Below are 17521 nucleotides of genomic sequence, written 5' to 3' on the forward strand. Positions count from 1 at the left end.
ATGTCAATTTGGCCTTTTTTTATTCCAGCATCGTTCGTACACGAAAAAGACCGCTGAACAAGCGGTCTTTTTTTGCCTTGCCCGAGGGGCTTACGATCTCTATTGCATATTGAAGCCAGTCGGAGAAGGGGCCGGAAACGCGTTCGGTTGAGCTGCAGGCTGGCCGGCCGTCTGGAAATGGCCGATGATGGTATTGGTGGTCATTTCCTTCATCGTCGGCACTTGGTAATGCCCGGCTTGATTCATATATTGCCACACTTCATAGGCTTGCTCCGAACAATTGACCGCGCCTTGCTGCATGGCCGAGCGAAGCTCCCGGTTGGCGCATTCCAGCGAAGCGGTCATTTTCATCATAGCGGACGCTTTATGGAGGCACAGCAATCCGGTCGCCACATCGCGGTCGTCCATTTGCTTCGCCGTTAGATTCGGGCTTTCCATGGCGGGATTGTCAAGCCCGTAAATGGGAGTAAAGCCGCCGGCAGCCGAATACGGCGCGGATTGCGGTCTTCCTTGGGCGTTGACGTTTTGCAGCGTTTGGACAAGGAAGTTGTACTCATTGACCGCGAATTGAAGCTGCTTGTCCAGAATCTGAACGAGCCGCGAGTCCTTCGCATAAGGACGGTAAAGCTGCATCGTATTGATGGCGTTGATGGCCGACATCAATATTTCGTGGGTTTCAACCGTTTCGTGTGCGCCTAAATGAGCTGCCAATCGTATTCCTCCTAGTTCATGGTTGTTTCAACGGAATTATCGTTTCATAAACGGCTAGAAAATATGCGCCTTTTTTTCCTCTGGAGAATAATTGTTACAGCTCGATATAATCAGATACCCGTTCAAGCAGAATATTGACGAGTTCATCGTCCATGAAATAATAAGCATCGGGGATATTCAGCACGATCACGCTTTTGCCGAATAATTCCCGGGAGAATCGCTGTTCCAGCATTCTGCGATGCATATGCTCCATGACAAAGATAAGATCCGCCCAGCGGATATGCCCTGCATTGACGGTTATTCTGGCCGTTTCGTCCGTTCCGGCCGAACGAACCTCGAATTGTGGTTTATTTCGGAAAATAACCTCCGCCGTTCTGCTTCGGTTTATATTTCTGCTGCAAATAAAAAGCAATCTCATTTCTCTCAACTCCTAATGATTCATGTGTAATAGAGTATGTGAGTGATTTAAGACGCGACACGACTTCGAAACGATTTTCATAGAAATGAGGATCTATCCCGATTAGGATGGAAGCCTTCATGAGCCGGTTACAGCAAATAGAAAAAACATTCCACAAATTAATTAAAATGTGGAGAAATATACTTTCCAAAAATGGAAGGCGTGTTATAATAGGTTCAAATTCGTTTCGCGCCCAGGATATGGGACGACTTCTCGGTTTTAACATCTTTCCGGGTCTATCTTGAGGAGAGGGTGTTGGAGTTATGGGAAGCAAGAGAGGTACAAGACATGCGCTGCTCCTTGTCATGCTCGGCATGCTGATGGTTTGGGCGGCCGCCTGCAGCGGCTCCGGCAGCGGAGGAAACGCGCCGGAGGCGAGCGGTTCCGCCAGTCCGACCGCCGACGGGGGTACAGAGACTAAGGATATTACGCTTCAATTTTGGACGATCGCGCTGCAGCCGAAATTCAACGATTTCTTCAACAACTTGATCGCCGAATACGAGAAGTCCCATCCCGGCGTAAAGATTGACTGGAAGGACTTTCCGCTGGACGCGATTCAGAGCAAGCTGCTTGCGACGGCGGCGGGAGGAAGCGCGCCGGACGTCGTCAACTTGAACACGGAGTTCGCCAATCAGCTTGCTTCCAAGGAAGCGCTGGCGGACTTGACGGATTTGGTAAACGACGACGTGAAAAACAGCTTTTTTGAAGGTATTTTCAACTCCACCGTATTCGACGGAAAGCCTTATGCTTTGCCGTGGTATACGGGAACGCAAGTGTTGTACATGAATACGAGACTGGTGAAGGAAGCCGGTCTTGACCCCGCAAATCCGCCGAAAACGAAGGAAGAGCTATACGAGTGGGGCCGTCAGATTAAAGCCAAAACCGGCGCGGCAGGCTATGCGACTCAGTTTAGCGCCAATCTGTTCCCGAGCGAAGGAGTGCCGATCCTGGATGCCGACCGGAGCAAGCCGGCCTTCAATACCGAAGAAGCCATTGCCGTTGTAAACAATCTGAAGAAGCTTATCGAAGAAGGGGTTATCGTGAAGGACGACGCTCCTTTCGACAAGCAGATCCAGTACTATTCCAGCGAGCAGGTCGCGTTTGAATTGTCCGGGCCTTCCTTCATCAACTTCTTGAAAACATCGGCCCCGAACGTATATGAGAACACGGTTGCCGTACCGCTCCCGACGGGCAAAGCCGATCTCCGATACTCCAACTCCATGAACCTCGTCGTGCCCAAAGGAAGCAAGAACCCGCAGGATGCGGCAGACTTCGCCGCTTTCGTCACGAATACGGCCAATCAGACCGCTTTCTCCAAATCGTCCAACACGCTGCCGTCTACGAAAGAATCGATCCAAGACCCGTTTTTCTCGCAATCCGACAATACGCTGGAATCGCAAGCCAAAATCGCTTCGGCGCAAAGCCTCGACAAGGCGCAGGAGTATTATTTGGGCGTGCCGAACGCCTCGGACATTAACAAGGCGATCAATACCGAGCTGCAGAAAATATTGCTCGACGGCGGCGATACGAAGGCCGGCCTCGATGCGGCGGCGAAGCAAGTGGAAAGCATACTTGCAAACGGAAGCTAAGCAGCGGGCTTGATAAGGAAAAGATCAATTCTTCAACGCGGCGCGGGCCGATGAATACGACGCGAATAAGGCTAGACTTGCCCGCGCCCAATCGATTAGGACGACGTCCGGCAATCCAGAAGGTGGTGACGCGTTTGCGCGCAAAGCGGCTGCGGTCCGACGATTTGACGGCTTGGGCGTTTATGGCTCCGGGCCTTGTAATTATAACGATATTTGTTCTTTTGCCCATTGTATACAGCGTCCCGCTGTCCCTGACCAACTACTCGGTGCTTGGAGAGACAAAGTTTCTGGGATTGGACAATTTCTCGCGGGCGTTTCAAGACCGCAACTTTCTTATATCGCTCTGGAATTCGGTGCTGTATGTCATCATCGTTCCGTTTATTCAGCTGTTCTCGATCCTGATGGCCATTCTCGTCAACAGCAAGCTGCCGGGGATTCAAGCATTCCGCACGGCGTTTTATATTCCCGTCGTCACTTCCATGGTCGCGGTAGCGCTGATATGGAATTGGCTGCTCAGCAATAACGGCGTCGTCAACTACCTGTTGATCGAGTTAGGCGTCATTCAAGATAAAGTGGGCTGGCTGACAAGCGGCAAGACGGCCTTGTACGTGCTCATGTTCATCACGATGTGGAAAGGGCTCGGCTATTACATGATGCTGTATTTAGCCGGCCTTCAATCGATTCCCGCCGATCTGAAAGAAGCGGCGCTTGTCGACGGCGCAACCCGCCTGCAAGTCATCCGGCGCATTACGATCCCGCTGCTTCGGCCGTATGTGTTTTTCTGCAGCTTGATTTCCCTGATGGCGGCGATTCGCGTCTTCGACGAAATGTTCGTGTTGACCAAGGGCGGGCCCGGCAACTCCACGTTAACGTCGAGCTTGTATATTTATCAGGAAGGCATTATGGAGTTTAATTTCGGCTACGCTTCGGCGCTTGGCCTCATCGTCAGCGTCATTATCGGCGCGATGAGCGTTGCCGTGTTCAAGTTCAATCAGAAAGGCGGTGTCAACCCTTACTGATGAACGCCGTATACCGAAAGCGAAAGCTTCGCAAACCGCTGGGCTGGGCGGTCGGGTATGCGCTGCTGCTGCTGCTGGCCTTGTTTATGATCGGGCCTTTTTTGTGGCTGCTCAGCGTGTCGCTGATGCCGGGAAGGAATGTGTTTACGTTCCCGCCTGCGATTCTGCCGACCTTTATCAAGTTCGACAACTATGTTCAAGTCTGGGATTTCATCGATTTTCCCAAATATATCTGGAACACGCTGATCATTACCGCTTTAGGCGTCGCTTTCAACCTGCTGCTGTCGGCCTTGACCGCGTACCCGCTGGCCAAAATGAATTTCCGGGGGCGTCAGCTCGTATTCGGCATTTTGGTCGCGACGATGATTATCCCGTCCTCGACGTCGCTCATCGTCCACTATTTGACGCTCCGCTGGTTTCATTTGCTCGGTACGTACGTAGGCGTCGTCCTTCCTTCGGCCGTGTCGGTGTTCAACATTTTTTTGATGCGGCAGACGTTCATGAGCGTTCCGGACGACATCCGGGATTCCGGCAAAATCGACGGCGCCTCCGAGCTGCGCATTTGGCGTCAGCTGATGCTGCCGATGGTAAAGCCCGGACTTGCGGTCATCGCGCTGCTCGAGTTCATGTCTTATTGGAACACGTTTATTTGGCCGATGGTCGTGCTGGACGATCCCGGGCAATATCCTCTGGCGGCGGCGCTTACGTATTTGAACGGCCAATTCTCGTATAACTTCGGCTGGATCGCGGCAGGCACGCTTATTTCGGTTATCCCGATCATTCTCGTGTTCCTGTTCACGCAGCGGTATTATATGGAAGGGATATCCGGGGCGCTTAAAGGATGAAGAAGATTGGACTTACGATCCGTTGAATGCGGGACATGAAGCGAGAGAGGAGCATGCGAGTGGAACCGGAAACCGATGCAAAAGCAAAAATCGTTTATTTGCCGCTCGACGAACGGCCTTGCAATTATGAATTTCCGTATTTGCTGGCACAGGGTACCGATGCCGCGGTCGTGAGACCGGATCTGTCGCTTATGGGACGGAAAAAAAAGCCCGGCCGCACCGAAGAGCTTAGCGAATGGCTGGAGAAAGAGTGCTCCGACGCATACGGCGCCATCGTGTCGATCGACACGATGCTGTACGGCGGGATCGTTCCTTCGCGGCTGCACCACCGTTCCGCCGCGGACAACGAGGCGAGCCTTCAAACGCTGCGGCGCCTCAAGAAGCAAAACCCGCGGCTCAAGCTGTATGCGCTGCACCTGATCATGCGCTGCCCGCAATATTCGAGCGCGGACGAGGAGCCGGACTATTACGCGGATTGGGGAAGGGAGCTGTTCCGTGCCGGGTATATCGGGCATCGCGAGGAGCTCGGAATCGCGGCGCCGGACGAGCTTCGGGAGCTGGCGACGATTCGCTCGCGGCTGCCGGAGAACGTCATGGACGACTATCTCGGCAGGCGCGCCGTGAACGCCGAAGCGAACAAAGCGGCGCTTGAGCTTGTCGAAGACGGAACGATCGATTTTCTTGTCATTCCGCAAGACGACGCCGCTCCGTACGGCTGGACGGCGAAGGATCAGCAGAAGGTTCGCGCCCGCATCGCGGAGCTGAACGTCGAGCTGAAGGCGCTTATGTATCCCGGCGCGGACGAAGCCGGCTGCACTTTGCTGGCGAGAATGCTGAATGAAATGAACGAAAGGCAGCCCCTCGTTTATCCGCGTTTCTCGAGCGTGCAAGGCCCGTACGTAACGCCGCTCTACGAAGACCGGATCTTCGGCGAGAGCTTGAAATCCCATACGATGGCGGCAGGCGGGCTGACTGCGCACAGCGCTTCGGACGCCGATGTTGTGCTGCTCGTCAATACGCCGGGCGAAACGATGATGGAAGCCAATTCGCAGCAGCATCCTTTTGTCGGATACCAGGTGATGCGCAATATCGCGGAGCTGGCGGAATACGGGCATTATGCGCTGAAGCGGCTCGGCAAGCCGGTCGCCTTGGCGGATGTCGCTTATGCGAACGGCGGCGATCTGCAGCTGCTCAAGCTGCTGCGGCAAAAAGGGATGCTGTTCGATCTGGCGGGGTACGCCGGCTGGAATACAAGCTCCAACACGCTGGGCACCGTCATTGCACAGATGATGATTTATGCGATTTACGGCAAAACGTCGGCCCATCTGGATTTCCTCGCGCTGCGGTACACGGAGGATTGCGGGTATTGTTCGGCCGTACGCCGCAAGCTTGCGGACGGTCCGGTCAAGGAGCTCGGCTACGATTATTTCCGAATCGACGGCCAGCGCGGCCAAGTGGCCGGCATGGTGAAGAAGAGTCTGGAACGGTTCGTGGCGGAGCATGTCAATGGCTGCGGCGTAGAGGTTCGGATTACCGACTGCCATATGCCTTGGAGCCGCATGTTCGAGACGGGCTTATCCGTTCGTGCGGTCTGGACGGAGAGCGCCGGGACGGAAGGGACGGGAGCGTCGTTAGCAGATGAAGACGAGGCAGGTGGATAAGGCAATGGACCTTTTCAAGCAAGTTCGGCATGGCGTAATCGTCTCGTGTCAGGCGCTGCCGGATGAGCCTTTGTTCGGTTCTCAGATTATGGCAAGAATGGCGGCCGCGGCAGCAGCAGGAGGGGCCGTCGCCATCCGGGCCAATACCGGAGCGGACGTGTCGAGCATCAAGGATACCGTCGATCTCCCCGTAATCGGCATCGTCAAGCGAAGCTACCCGGATTCGGAGGTATACATTACGCCTACGGAGAAAGAAGTGGATGAACTTATAGCGGCGGGAGCGGATATGATCGCGTTCGATGCGACGAGGCGGCGGCGGCCCGGAGGTGTCACGTTGGAGGGAATGGTGCGGTACATCAAAGCGAAGGGGCGGCTCGCGATGGCGGACGTGTCTACGCTGGAAGAAGCGCTTTATGCCGAAAGCTTGGGCGTCGATTGCGTCTCTACGACGTTGTCCGGCTATACGCCGTATTCGCCGCAAATCGACATCCCCGATTTTCAGCTGGCCGAGAAGGCCGCCGCCGCGCTCAAAGTGCCGCTCATCGCGGAAGGGCGGATTTCCGAGCCTTCGCATGTTATGCGCATGTTAGGGCTCGGCGTGCACGCGGTAGTCGTCGGTTCCGCCATTACCCGTCCGCAACTTATTACGAAGCGGTTTACGGCCGCGGCCAAGAGGAGCATCAGCATTCATGGATCTGAAAGTAAAAGTTAGCTCGTATTACCCTTCGCTCACCAAATCGGAGCAGAAAGTAGCCGATCTGGTGCTGGGAAGCGCGGAGGAAATCATCTTTTTGTCCGTAACGGAGCTGGCGGAACTGTCCGGAGTCGGAGAAACGACGGTGATGCGGTTTTGCCGCAAAATCGGCTTTAAAGGCTATCAGGACTTTAAGCTTGCCCTGGCGCAGGACCAGGGATCGCGGCGTGCGGCGGACAACGAAGCCGACGAATCCGTTGATTTTGCCGACGTGCTGCATAGGGAAATGACGGCCATTCTCCACAACACGATGAGCCTGCTCGACCGGGGCCGGCTGCAAACGGCGATCGAACGAATCGACACGGCCCATTACGTCCAGTTCTTTGGCGTCGGATCGTCGGGAATTACGGCGTTGGACGCGAAAAACCGGCTGCTGCGGATCGGCCGGCGGGTAGAAGCGGTGCTCGACACCCATATCCAGGCCATGATGGCCGTCACGATGGGGCCGGGGGACGTCGCTTTCGGCATCAGTCTCAGCGGAAGCACGCTCGATACGAACGATGTATTGATGAAAGCGAAGCAAAGCGGCGCGTACGTCATTGCGATGACGAATTACGCCAAGTCGCCGATCACCTCCATAGCCGACCTCGTTCTGCTTACCGCAGGCAAGGAAGCGCCGCTGGAGGGCGGATCCATCGGGGCGAAAATGTCGCAGCTGCTGCTGATCGACCTGATCTGCGAAGGTCTCGCGCGGCGCGACCTGAACCGGACGCAGGTGATGAAGGAACGAACCGCCAAGGCGGTGATCGACAAAATTTATTAGCGCCGGGGCTTAGATGCTGCAAAAAGGGGGGCTTGCGAATGGGCGATAACGCTGCCGGCAGCCGCACCGCTCGCGTGATCGGAATTGACGTCGGGGGCACGACGATCAAAGGCATCGTCACCGACGATAAGGGGACGCTGCTGGAGAGCCTTACCGTACCGACCGACGCGGCGAAGGGGAAGGATTATATTCTGGCCTCGTTGGAACAACTGATGTCGGAGCTCTTAAGACTGCAGCCCGGAGTTCGGGCAGCGGGCATCGCAAGCGCCGGGCGGATCGATGCCCGAAGCGGGGAAGTCGTCTTCGCGACGGACAATTTGCCGGGGTGGCAAGGAATGCGGCTTGTCGAATGGACGCGAGGAAAGTTCGGGCTATCGGCCGCGGCCGACAACGACGCGAACGCCGCCCTTCTCGGCGAAGCGTGGCTCGGCTCGGGCGGAGGAGCGACCGATCTCGTCATGCTCACGCTTGGAACGGGTGTGGGGGGAGCCAACATGATCGGCGGCCGGATCGTTCGCGGCGCCCGATGGTACGGCGGCGAGTGGGGGCACAGCGTGCTGGTGCCCGGAGGAAGGCCGTGCAATTGCGGCCGGCGGGGCTGCGCGGAGCAGTATGTTTCGGGCACGGCGCTTGCGCGCGACGCCGCCGGGGAAACGGGACGGCCTTACGCGGGCGGAGGCGAAGTGCTGCGTGACGCCGCGCGCGGCGACGAAGCCGCGCTCCGCTTGATCGGCCGATTCGCCGGGTGGCTGGCGATCTTGATCGCCAACCTTGCCATAGGCCTGGATCCGCAGGCGGTCATTGTGGGAGGCGGGCTTGCCGATTCCCGCAATATCTGGTGGCCGCAGCTGCTGGACCGGCTTCGGGCGGAAGGCGCGGATATCGAGGTGCGGCCGGCGTCGCTCGGCAATCTCGCAGGCTGTTACGGCGCCGCCCGGTTGGCGCTTGCGCTTCCGGCAGCCGCCGGGAGTCCGTAAGCGCCGGAGCAAGCGGCCGGAGGAATACGTAAGCCGGGCAATCGAAGGTTACCGGCGAGAACAGGAGGGACATATGAGCGGAAATGAGACGATATCGGCGGACATTGTCGTGATCGGCGGCGGGCTTGGAGGAACGGCCGCGGCGCTGGCGGCGGCCAAGGAAGGGCTAAAGGTCGTCATGACCGAGGAGACGGATTGGATCGGCGGTCAGCTGACGAACCAAGCCGTGCCGCCCGACGAGCACCGTTGGATCGAAAAATTCGGGTGCACCGCTTCCTATCGAGAGTTCCGCGAGCGGGTACGGCGGTATTACCGAGACAATTATCCGCTCACGGAAGCCGCGCGCCGCAATCCGCGGCTGAATCCGGGCAACGCCTGGGTCAGCCGCCTCGCGCATGAGCCGCAGGTCGCGCTCAGCGTGCTGACGGATATGCTGGCACCTTACGTGAACAGCGGCCGATTGACGATTATGCGCCACACGGTACCCGATCATGTCTGCACCGCAGGGAACCGAATCGACTCGGTCACGGTGCGGCGCACAGCGGGAGGAGAGCGGCTCACGCTTTCCGCTCCTTATGTTCTGGACGCGACCGAATGCGGCGATCTGCTCCCCTTAAGCGGCGCAGAATATACGGTTGGCGCGGAATCGCGGAGCGCTACCTTCGAGCCGCACGCCCCGGAAACGGCCGACCCGTACGACGTTCAGGCGATTACGCATGTCGCGGCAGTCGATTACCGGAAAGGTGAGAACCACACTATCCCGCAGCCGGAGCAGTATCGTTTCTGGCGGGGATTTGTCCCTGCCTTCTCGCGGCATCCGCTGCTGAGCTGGTATGCGGCGGATTCGGCGGATACCGCACGAACGAAGGAGTTCACGCTTTTTCCGGGGACGCCCGGAGTGACGTCGCTTTGGGACTATCGGCGCGTCTTCGATCCGGGCCATCTTGCCGTTCCGGTATACGACGGCGAGCTTACGCTGTTGAATTGGCCGCAAAACGATTATTTTCTCGGCAATATCCTTGACGTTCCTACCAAGCTTCGCGCGAAACGGCTGAAGGAGGCCAAGCAGCTCACGCTGTCGCTTGTCTATTGGCTGCAGACCGAAGCCCCCCGGCCGGACGGCGGGAAAGGTTATCCGGGAATCCGGCTGCGGGGAGACGCTCTCGGCACCGGGGACGGATTGGCAAAGGCGGCCTATATCCGCGAGTCGCGCCGGATTCGGGCGGTCCAGACGGTAACGGAATGGGATGTAAGCAAGGAGCTGCGCGGCGAGAAGGGCATCCGGACCTACAAGGACAGCGTAGGCGTCGGAAGCTACCATTTGGACCTGCATCACACGACGTCGTCGAACCGCAGTTTTTATATTCCGAGCTATCCTTATGAAATTCCGCTTGGCGCGCTGCTCCCGATACGCATCGACAATTTGCTGCCGGCTTGCAAAAATATCGGGACTACGCAAATTGCTAACGGCTGCTACCGGCTTCATCCGACGGAATGGAACATCGGGGAGGCGGCCGGCCTTCTGGCGGCCTACTCGATCAGAAGCGGAGTAAAACCGCGGGAAGTCCGGGATAATAGGGATCATCTGGCGCGGTATCAGAGCCTGCTCGTTCGGCATGGCGTCGAGCTGCACTGGCCGGAAGAGGTCGAAGCGGAGGTTCTCGCCTGATGTTCGGCTGTACCATCGGAGGCGTGAGGGAATCCAAGATTGCCGGGAGGGATTGAAGTGAAAAAGTGGATGAAATGGCTATTGATGCTGGGGATGGTGAGCAGTCTGTTGTTTTCGGCCGCAACCGCTTCCGCGGAAGGCGAACTCGTTCCGATTGAGACGTTGAAGCCGGCAAAGCCGATGGAGAAGCCGATTCTTACGCCGACCGGAGGAGTGCTTATTCTTAGCGATTCTCCCGAATCCCCCAAGACGGAGGGAGCGTTCTACCGGGATCAGGTTAGCGGACTGTTCCGCGTATTCTGGCATCATGCCAATATGACGGGCGCGCCTCTCAACATCGCGGTAGCGGTTACGAATCCGACGGATGAGCCCGTTTGGCTGTATACGGAAGGCAAGGGGATCGGGGTCGACTATTATCCCGATATCGCCGGGCAAACGGCTTTGGCCGACTTTATGGATACCCGCTCCAACCGCAAGCCGACCGCTGTGCTGCAGCCGGGAGAAACGTATTATATCGAGAACGAGGCGCCTCCCGAATACACGGTAAGCGGTATCGTCCAGCTTCATGCGGTTACCCCGCAAGGGAAGGATGACGCCATCGTAACCGTGACGACGCTTGGCTATTTCCATAAGCCGGAGCATCCCGAAGAAGTCGAGGTGCTTCCGGGAGACGTCCATGTCCGCGGGACTTTCCCGCATTTCGAGCGAACGGGAACGCTGACTTACAATACGTCCGCAGGCAACTCCCTCATTCGGATTTCTTCCGCTGCATCGGGTCCGTGGAGCGACTCGATGCCGGGGGAATACGAGACCGGGTACAACGTGATAGACGGGAAATCCGTCGTGAACAACGGCAACTACGGCGTGACGTACAATTTATCGGTCGAAATCAATAACGAGAGCAACAGCAGCCAAATCATATCCGTTTACGACAATCCGTCAGGGGGCGCCGGGCATTATGTCGTCGAATGGGGCGGTCTTCTTCTGCAGTCTCCGTTCGTTAACTATACGAAGGCCTGGAAAATTACCGATTTCAAGGTGAACAAGCATGGCAAAACGATTGCGGCGAATTTCAGCTTGACAGGCGGCGCGGCTGGCCCGCAGACGCTGTATTTCACCGCATCGGAAAGATAGGTTCGGAGTAAAGATACCGAACCTCATTCCGGTCGGCATAAAAACCTGTCTTTTCACGCGGTAGCCCGTCTCGAATGGCATCGATGAACGTGCAGTCATGAAAGGATTACAAGCGGTAATGGCGAATGTCCGTTACCGCCGCTTAGTCCCCTCACGGCTCCGATTGTTCCGCCGAACGTCTGATTCGCCCGACCTTCTATCGGCCTCCCCAATTCGGGAGGCTTTTTTAATGCCGATTATGAAATAACGGGAGGATTTTTGAAGTTATTCATCTAATTTTGAAATAGTTAATAAGGGGAGGTGCCGGTTACGGAAAGAAGGCATGAAGTTCTGTTCGAGCAGATGAAATCATACCGGAGCGAGCTGCTCGGAATCGTTTCGGACGTATCCGAGACGGAGGCGGAAAGGATACCAAGCGGCTTCAACAATAATATCCGGTGGAATTTGGGGCATATTTGCCTGGATCAATATTTATGGATTCGTGCGCTTACGAAAGAAGACATCCCAGTCCCTTTAAAATTCAATGAATGGTTCGGTTACGGTACCGACCCAAGCCGATTTACGGATGAAACGCCGACCTATTCCGAGCTGATTCCGATGCTGCAAGAGCAGCCGGGCATCATTCGGGAGACGTATAAGAATCGCATGGAGGAGGAGTTTGCTCCGACCGAAATGGGAATGCACACGATCGAGCAGGTGCTCGTCCGAACGATATTTCATGAAGGGCTGCATATCGGCGCGATTCTGGCTTTAAAACGGCAGCTGAGGAGCGAATCGCGACGCCGTTGATTGCGGTATCCCAAAATCCTGCCCTTGCGCAATTTTATACAATACGCATCCCGCTTTGTCCGGTACGCTGTCTGTATCGGAAAGAAGGAGATGTGGTATGATGATGGAACTAACGGAGCTGGAAACACAATTCGCAGACGCGCTGAAGTCGATAGCCCGTCGGGAAGACTTCAAAGCTTATATCGGACAAAATCCGCTTATTTACCGGATTCTTAGACGTGCTGCCGCACAATATGTGACCGGGGACAGACGGATTCACGGCCTGGAGGCCGCCGATCGGCTGCAGGCCAAAGGATATGCCGTATCTCTCGAATACATTGGCGAAAACACGGCTAACGAGGAGGAATGCAAAGCAGCCGTATCGGAATTGTTGGCGCTGATCGGCGATTTGCGGGAAAGGGGGACTCCTGCACGGGTATCCTTCGATTTATCGCATATCGGGCTTTCTTTGGATACGGAGCTGGCGGCAGCGCATTTGTTGACATTAGCCGAAACGGCGCTACAAGCGGGCATCGAGCTGTTCATCAGCATGGAAGAGTCCGCGAAGACGGACAAAATATTGTCGGTTTACGAAGGGGCAGCCGCTCGTTATCCGAATATCGGAATTACGCTGCAAGCTTATCTCCATCGAACGGCTGAAGATTTATCGACGAAACTCCCGGCGTCCGCTCGGGTTCGCATCGTCAAAGGAGCCTATCAAGAAGCTGACGGCGTCTCGATTCCCCGCTCGGAAGCTTTGGATGACCGGTACCTGGAGCTTGTCGAGCTGGCGGTTCGTCAAGGGAACCGCGTTTCTGTGGCGACGCATGACGAGCGGTTGATCGAAAAAATAATCGACCAAGGATGGTATGGAAAGCCGGAGGTCGAATTTGAAATGCTGTACGGCATACGACCGGACTTAAGCGGCAAGTTGAAAGCAGCCGGACATCCCGTACGAATCTATTTGACCTACGGCCATGAATGGTATCTGTACTTATGTCACCGCGTCGCAGAATATCCGCCGAACATTTACCGGGCCATCGCAGCGATGATCAACGAAGAGAGCATCGGTCCTGCGTATTCTTAATAATTCTAACGGCCGTGAAGAAGTCTCGAGAAGAAGGAGGAACGAAGCATGGCAGCGATAACCTTTTACCGTGACGAGGAGCTTCCTTTTCTGGAGGCGAAGGAATGCATGGCCAACGATTTGTTTTATCACAAGCATTTCCACGAGGAATATTCGATCGGTATGATCGATCAGGGAGCCACGAACGCTTGGTGCGACGGAAGGATGTTCCGCGCCGAAACGGGAAGCGTGATCGGATTTCCTCCCCTCATGCTTCATGCTTGCCATCCCGACCAAGACGCAGAGTGGCGATACCGAATGCTCTTTATAAAACCGGAATGGTATCGGGAGTTAAAACCTCGCGAGCGCGAGCGAATGCAAATTCCTTGCTTATGGGAAGGCCGGGAAAGTTCCGCCGCTCGCTTGCTGATCAATCGGACGATGAATGCGTTAAAGCATAAGGGAGATCCGCTGGAAATCGAAACGGCTCTGATCGGCTTGATCGAGTTCGTCGCGAAACGGGAAGCTCTCGGTCCACGACATGAAGATCACGGACATTCCGATCCTAAATACGTCCGGCTGATGAGGGATTATTTGCACGCCCATTACAGGGAACGGATAACGCTCCGGCAATTGGAGGAAGAAGCGGGAATCAGCAGGTTTCACTTGATTCGCATGTTCAAGAAACGGTATCATATGCCGCCGCATGCTTATCAGAACTTGCTCCGGATTAACCGCGCCAAAATCGAGCTGAAAGAAAAACAGCCGATCGCCGCTATCGCGGCTGGCGTCGGGTATTACGATCAGAGCCATTTTTCGCGGTTTTTTACGAAAATCGTAGGGACGACGCCGGGAAAATACGCAGCAACGGTTACGTAAGGATTGAGCGCACAAATAAGCGTCTTCGCGAAGGAAACTGCCTAAACGGCACCGGAAAAGCCCTTGCCTCTTTCATCCTTGAAAACGGATGCGGGAGAAAGGGCTTTTTTACGTTTAGTTGACATTGTCCCGCTCTCTTTCTATAATTTAAATGAACAACTGTTCAATAAATAGTCGGAGGGATTCGTTATGCGGTTGGAAGGCAAGGTTGCAATCGTTACGGGCGCAGCATCGGGTATGGGCAAAGCCATTGCGGAGCTGTACGCGAAAGAAGGTGCCAAGGTTGTCGTCTCGGATTTGAATATCGATGGGGCGAAGGCGGTCGCGGAAGGGATTGAAGCAAACGGCGGGAAAGCAATCGCTATTAAAACGAACGTTGCAGACCTGAACGACATTAACGCGATGATCGATACGGCCGTGAACGAATACGGAACGCTCGATATTCTGGTTAACAATGCCGGCATTATGGACAACATGGCGCCTATCGGCGACGTGAGCGACGAGAGATGGGATCTTATATTCGATATCAATACGAAAGGCGTCATGCGCGCAATCCGCAAAGCGATTCCGATCTTCCTCGAGAAAGGTAAGGGCGTTATTATCAATACCGCTTCGACGGGCGGTTTCAGCGGCGCGCATGCTGGCGCAGCGTATACGGCTTCCAAGCATGCCGTTATCGGCATTACGAAAAACACAGGCTTCATGTACGCGCAAAAAGGCATTCGCTGCAACGCGATCGCTCCCGGCGGAACCGCGACGAATATCGCTTCTTCGGTTACGAACTTCAACGAGTTCGGCGCATCCCGTACTCAAGTGGCTCAAGGCGTCATCCCTCGCATCGGACAACCGGAGGAAATCGCGCAAGTGGCTCTATTTCTGGCGTCCGACGAGTCGAGCTTCGTGAACGGCACGGTTATAACGGCGGACGCGGGCTGGACGGCGGCATTCTAATAGAACTTGATTTTATTCGATATTTAATCTAAAAGCTGCAAACAGCATGGCTGTTCGCAGCTTTTTTCTTTTCTGACGAAACTTTACGGTATATAATACTCTTCATAGTTATTGAACAAAAGAGGCTCATACCGTTTATTAAATGTTCGATTTATATCAAGCGTAATGTTCAAAGAAGGGATAAAAGAGATGAACGAAAACGATCTGCGGGTCATAAAAACCAAAAAAGCTTTGCATCAAGCTCTTTTGACGCTGTTAAAAACAAATGCGCTCGAATCGATCTCCGTTTCCACCCTTTGCCGGGAGGCTGCCGTCAATCGAGGTACGTTTTACTTGCATTATAAAGATATCGGGGCTTTATTCGACGAGCATCTCCATCATTTGCTTAAGGATTTGGAGGAATCGTTTTATGAGCCGTACCGCCATGTGTCCCGCCTTGTTCCGCAGCAGCTTGATCCTTCGACGATCCGGATTTTCCACCATGTGAAGAAATACCAGCAGTTTTATGAGATCGTATTCGACCGGAAATCGTCGCTGTCGTATTACTATTCGCTATTCGAGAAAATAAAGGGATTAATCCGGGAAAACGCTTCGCTTTATCCGTTGGTTGGCGATATCGACCGTTCCTTCCTGATCGCTTATGAAGCTAACGCCATCATGGGCTTGCTTATCGAATGGAGCGAGGAAGGCTTCGCGCGCAGCCCCGAATCGATGAACGAGCAGCTGGCCCTTATTTTGAAGCTGCAGGGGTCGGGCGCTTCGGATCAAACCTGAAATCGTCCGGCAAACTCGAACCGATTTTCAGACAAGTCTCCGCGAGTTAATCACCCTGCGGCTCGTTCGGCATGGCTGGCCGGCTGCCCACAACAAACTCCCCGACCGGGAATTCCTGCAGGGGGTCCGAGCCGGTAAGCTCCATTATGCGTGACAACGGCCCTGAGCCAAGGGCGAACGACGGAATGTTCATGGCCGAAGCGGTTAAATAAAAATAGGCCAGCAGCACCCCTGCGTTTTTAAGAAGAAGCGAATAGGCGATCGATTGATACTTCCAGGACACCCGGTGAAAACGCGCGGTGACAGCGACTAAAACTTGGGGCTCCATTTCAGGTCTGGATAAGAGCGCTTCCGCGAATAAAGGTTCGACGTTAGCTCCGTCGTAACGCCGCAAAGCGTGAAGTCCGGGATCGTAGGCATAGAGCCCGTCCGCCAGCCCGGGGCACGAACGCAGGGCGACATAGATTTCAAACTCGTACAAGGCGCCTGCGTTCGGGTACGGCCGTCCGGTATAGTTCCCGAATATCCCGGCGTCGTAATGCTTTCTGATCCGGGCCGTTCGGAATAGAAATTCGCCCAAGCAATCGGCATCCATGAGCCTGTAGTTGCGGTCGCGTTTCGCTCCGGAAAACCTCCGTTCCGCCACTTCCGCAAACGATGCATCTTCTTTAAAGACTCGTGTCATATCCGGTCTATGGAGCGGAATAACGGAGGGCGGGAAGTTTGGTTTCACGGGAGGCGGAGGCGGCCACCGGTTCAGAAAGCGAAACGTACCTCCGCGAGTGATCCCGTCCTGTTGTTGCCGGCTTCTGGTGTGCAGCAACAGGTCATGGAACTCCCAGGCGGCCAGGGAAAAATGACGGTCTTCACCCAGCATCCCGTCTTGCCCCGTTGGAGCGGCAATTCCCGCCCAAAGAAAAAGCGTCATGACCGCCTCGACTTCTTCCCAGGCCGAATCGGCCAAGCTTCTCATAGCTTGCGGCAGCGTAATCGGCGTTCCCAGCAATTGAAAAAGCCGAACCGGGAGATCGCCGCCAATGACGATCCGCGACCGAATCAGCGGAGATTCGATAAATAAGCCTTCGTCTTCATGTCTCCGAATATAGGCGAATCGGGAAAGGCGATAGCGCGCGTCCTTCTTCGGAAGATGCCATAGCTGACGAGAATTTGGCGAGCAAGAGGAGAGAACGGCGCCAGCCGTGCTGCTCTTACAAGAGTAGGCTTCGATCAGTAGGCAGCGATGCTCGAGAAGGACGGCGAGCGTCCGGTACCAGGCCGCAAGCGAAGTCCATTCTTCATACTGCAAAACCTTCTCTTCCGCTTCCGTATAATTCAGAATGCCGTTCCCGGACAGTTTCATTAAGAGCGAGAATGCGTACGGCCCCAGTTGAGGCAGCTTGACTTCCGCGCCGCGGCATACGGCTACCGGTGTTTCGGCCGTGCCGCGAATGCCGACCGGGTAAGCGAACCGCACATATAGCCGATCCGTCGGGCTCATCGTACC

The 17521-nt window shown here is 55.3% G+C and carries 17 protein-coding genes; 14 read left to right on the forward strand and 3 right to left on the reverse strand.

Annotated features, from left to right (window positions below):
* Positions 1–99: 99 nt before the first annotated feature.
* A complete protein-coding gene (locus ACFSW5_RS07035; RefSeq protein WP_379270692.1) occupies positions 100–711 on the reverse strand; it encodes a spore coat protein in 612 nt (203 codons plus the stop codon).
* 94 nt (positions 712–805) lie between these two features.
* Positions 806–1129: a low molecular weight protein tyrosine phosphatase family protein gene (locus ACFSW5_RS07040; RefSeq protein WP_379270693.1), complete on the reverse strand. Its 324-nt coding sequence runs from the start codon at positions 1127–1129 to the stop codon at positions 806–808.
* Positions 1130–1431: 302 nt separating this feature from the next.
* On the opposite strand from ACFSW5_RS07040, the gene ACFSW5_RS07045 reads away from it, so the two are divergent.
* From ACFSW5_RS07045 to ACFSW5_RS07110, 14 genes are all read left to right on the forward strand, one after another.
* Complete coding sequence (locus ACFSW5_RS07045; RefSeq protein ID WP_379270694.1) at positions 1432–2757, forward strand: ABC transporter substrate-binding protein; 1326 nt, start codon at positions 1432–1434, stop codon at positions 2755–2757.
* A 134-nt stretch (positions 2758–2891) separates the two neighbouring features.
* The gene (locus ACFSW5_RS07050) at positions 2892–3776 is read left to right on the forward strand and encodes a carbohydrate ABC transporter permease (protein WP_379270695.1); all 885 of its coding nucleotides are present in this window, start codon (positions 2892–2894) and stop codon (positions 3774–3776) included.
* Entirely contained in the window at positions 3776–4621 is an 846-nt protein-coding gene (locus ACFSW5_RS07055) for a carbohydrate ABC transporter permease (protein WP_379270696.1), read from the forward strand. Before ACFSW5_RS07050 ends, ACFSW5_RS07055 begins: the two co-directional genes overlap by 1 nt.
* A gap of 53 nt (positions 4622–4674) precedes the next feature.
* Complete coding sequence (locus tag ACFSW5_RS07060) at positions 4675–6282, forward strand: DUF4127 family protein (RefSeq protein WP_379270697.1); 1608 nt, start codon at positions 4675–4677, stop codon at positions 6280–6282.
* 4 nt (positions 6283–6286) lie between these two features.
* On the forward strand, positions 6287–6994 hold the full coding sequence (locus tag ACFSW5_RS07065; protein WP_379270698.1) for an N-acetylmannosamine-6-phosphate 2-epimerase: 708 nt from the start codon (positions 6287–6289) through the stop codon (positions 6992–6994).
* On the forward strand, positions 6972–7799 hold the full coding sequence (locus ACFSW5_RS07070) for a MurR/RpiR family transcriptional regulator (protein ID WP_379270699.1): 828 nt from the start codon (positions 6972–6974) through the stop codon (positions 7797–7799). Before ACFSW5_RS07065 ends, ACFSW5_RS07070 begins: the two co-directional genes overlap by 23 nt.
* A 38-nt stretch (positions 7800–7837) precedes the next feature.
* Positions 7838–8776 carry an ROK family protein gene (locus tag ACFSW5_RS07075; RefSeq protein WP_379270700.1) on the forward strand — a complete coding sequence of 313 codons (939 nt, stop codon included), beginning with the start codon at positions 7838–7840 and terminating at the stop codon, positions 8774–8776.
* A gap of 73 nt (positions 8777–8849) precedes the next feature.
* Positions 8850–10445 (forward strand): FAD-dependent oxidoreductase, encoded by a 1596-nt coding sequence (locus tag ACFSW5_RS07080; protein ID WP_379270701.1) that lies wholly within the window; start codon positions 8850–8852, stop codon positions 10443–10445.
* 57 nt (positions 10446–10502) lie between these two features.
* On the forward strand, positions 10503–11579 hold the full coding sequence (locus ACFSW5_RS07085; RefSeq protein ID WP_379270702.1) for a hypothetical protein: 1077 nt from the start codon (positions 10503–10505) through the stop codon (positions 11577–11579).
* A 342-nt stretch (positions 11580–11921) separates the two neighbouring features.
* Positions 11922–12368, forward strand: coding sequence for a DinB family protein (locus tag ACFSW5_RS07090; RefSeq protein ID WP_379271059.1), 447 nt, complete (start codon positions 11922–11924; stop codon positions 12366–12368).
* A gap of 100 nt (positions 12369–12468) precedes the next feature.
* Positions 12469–13434: a proline dehydrogenase family protein gene (locus tag ACFSW5_RS07095; RefSeq protein WP_379270703.1), complete on the forward strand. Its 966-nt coding sequence runs from the start codon at positions 12469–12471 to the stop codon at positions 13432–13434.
* A gap of 48 nt (positions 13435–13482) precedes the next feature.
* Positions 13483–14292 carry a helix-turn-helix transcriptional regulator gene (locus ACFSW5_RS07100; protein ID WP_379270704.1) on the forward strand — a complete coding sequence of 270 codons (810 nt, stop codon included), beginning with the start codon at positions 13483–13485 and terminating at the stop codon, positions 14290–14292.
* A gap of 189 nt (positions 14293–14481) precedes the next feature.
* The gene (locus ACFSW5_RS07105; protein WP_379270705.1) at positions 14482–15243 is read left to right on the forward strand and encodes an SDR family oxidoreductase; all 762 of its coding nucleotides are present in this window, start codon (positions 14482–14484) and stop codon (positions 15241–15243) included.
* 189 nt (positions 15244–15432) lie between these two features.
* Positions 15433–16017 carry a TetR/AcrR family transcriptional regulator gene (locus tag ACFSW5_RS07110; protein ID WP_379270706.1) on the forward strand — a complete coding sequence of 195 codons (585 nt, stop codon included), beginning with the start codon at positions 15433–15435 and terminating at the stop codon, positions 16015–16017.
* Between the two features lie 46 nt (positions 16018–16063).
* Here ACFSW5_RS07110 and ACFSW5_RS07115 read toward each other — a convergent pair whose 3' ends face one another.
* The gene (locus tag ACFSW5_RS07115) at positions 16064–17515 is read right to left on the reverse strand and encodes a SagB family peptide dehydrogenase (RefSeq protein ID WP_379270707.1); all 1452 of its coding nucleotides are present in this window, start codon (positions 17513–17515) and stop codon (positions 16064–16066) included.
* Positions 17516–17521 lie beyond the last annotated feature (6 nt).

Source organism: Paenibacillus thailandensis (genome assembly GCF_042685365.1).
GTDB classification, from domain to species: Bacteria; Bacillota; Bacilli; order Paenibacillales; family Paenibacillaceae; genus Paenibacillus_AP; species Paenibacillus_AP thailandensis.

What these genes read in the sequence shown, in the direction of transcription:
- ACFSW5_RS07040 (WP_379270693.1), bottom strand. Translation starts at nt 1,129, where the DNA reads ATGAGATTGCTTTTTATTTGCAGCAGAAATATAAACCGAAGCAGAACG.
- ACFSW5_RS07045 (WP_379270694.1), top strand. Translation starts at nt 1,432, where the DNA reads ATGGGAAGCAAGAGAGGTACAAGACATGCGCTGCTCCTTGTCATGCTC.
- ACFSW5_RS07055 (WP_379270696.1), top strand. Translation starts at nt 3,776, where the DNA reads ATGAACGCCGTATACCGAAAGCGAAAGCTTCGCAAACCGCTGGGCTGG.
- ACFSW5_RS07060 (WP_379270697.1), top strand. Translation starts at nt 4,675, where the DNA reads ATGCGAGTGGAACCGGAAACCGATGCAAAAGCAAAAATCGTTTATTTG.
- ACFSW5_RS07065 (WP_379270698.1), top strand. Translation starts at nt 6,287, where the DNA reads ATGGACCTTTTCAAGCAAGTTCGGCATGGCGTAATCGTCTCGTGTCAG.
- ACFSW5_RS07070 (WP_379270699.1), top strand. Translation starts at nt 6,972, where the DNA reads ATGGATCTGAAAGTAAAAGTTAGCTCGTATTACCCTTCGCTCACCAAA.
- ACFSW5_RS07075 (WP_379270700.1), top strand. Translation starts at nt 7,838, where the DNA reads ATGGGCGATAACGCTGCCGGCAGCCGCACCGCTCGCGTGATCGGAATT.
- ACFSW5_RS07080 (WP_379270701.1), top strand. Translation starts at nt 8,850, where the DNA reads ATGAGCGGAAATGAGACGATATCGGCGGACATTGTCGTGATCGGCGGC.
- ACFSW5_RS07090 (WP_379271059.1), top strand. Translation starts at nt 11,922, where the DNA reads ATGAAATCATACCGGAGCGAGCTGCTCGGAATCGTTTCGGACGTATCC.
- ACFSW5_RS07095 (WP_379270703.1), top strand. Translation starts at nt 12,469, where the DNA reads ATGATGGAACTAACGGAGCTGGAAACACAATTCGCAGACGCGCTGAAG.
- ACFSW5_RS07100 (WP_379270704.1), top strand. Translation starts at nt 13,483, where the DNA reads ATGGCAGCGATAACCTTTTACCGTGACGAGGAGCTTCCTTTTCTGGAG.
- ACFSW5_RS07105 (WP_379270705.1), top strand. Translation starts at nt 14,482, where the DNA reads ATGCGGTTGGAAGGCAAGGTTGCAATCGTTACGGGCGCAGCATCGGGT.
- ACFSW5_RS07110 (WP_379270706.1), top strand. Translation starts at nt 15,433, where the DNA reads ATGAACGAAAACGATCTGCGGGTCATAAAAACCAAAAAAGCTTTGCAT.
- ACFSW5_RS07115 (WP_379270707.1), bottom strand. Translation starts at nt 17,515, where the DNA reads ATGAGCCCGACGGATCGGCTATATGTGCGGTTCGCTTACCCGGTCGGC.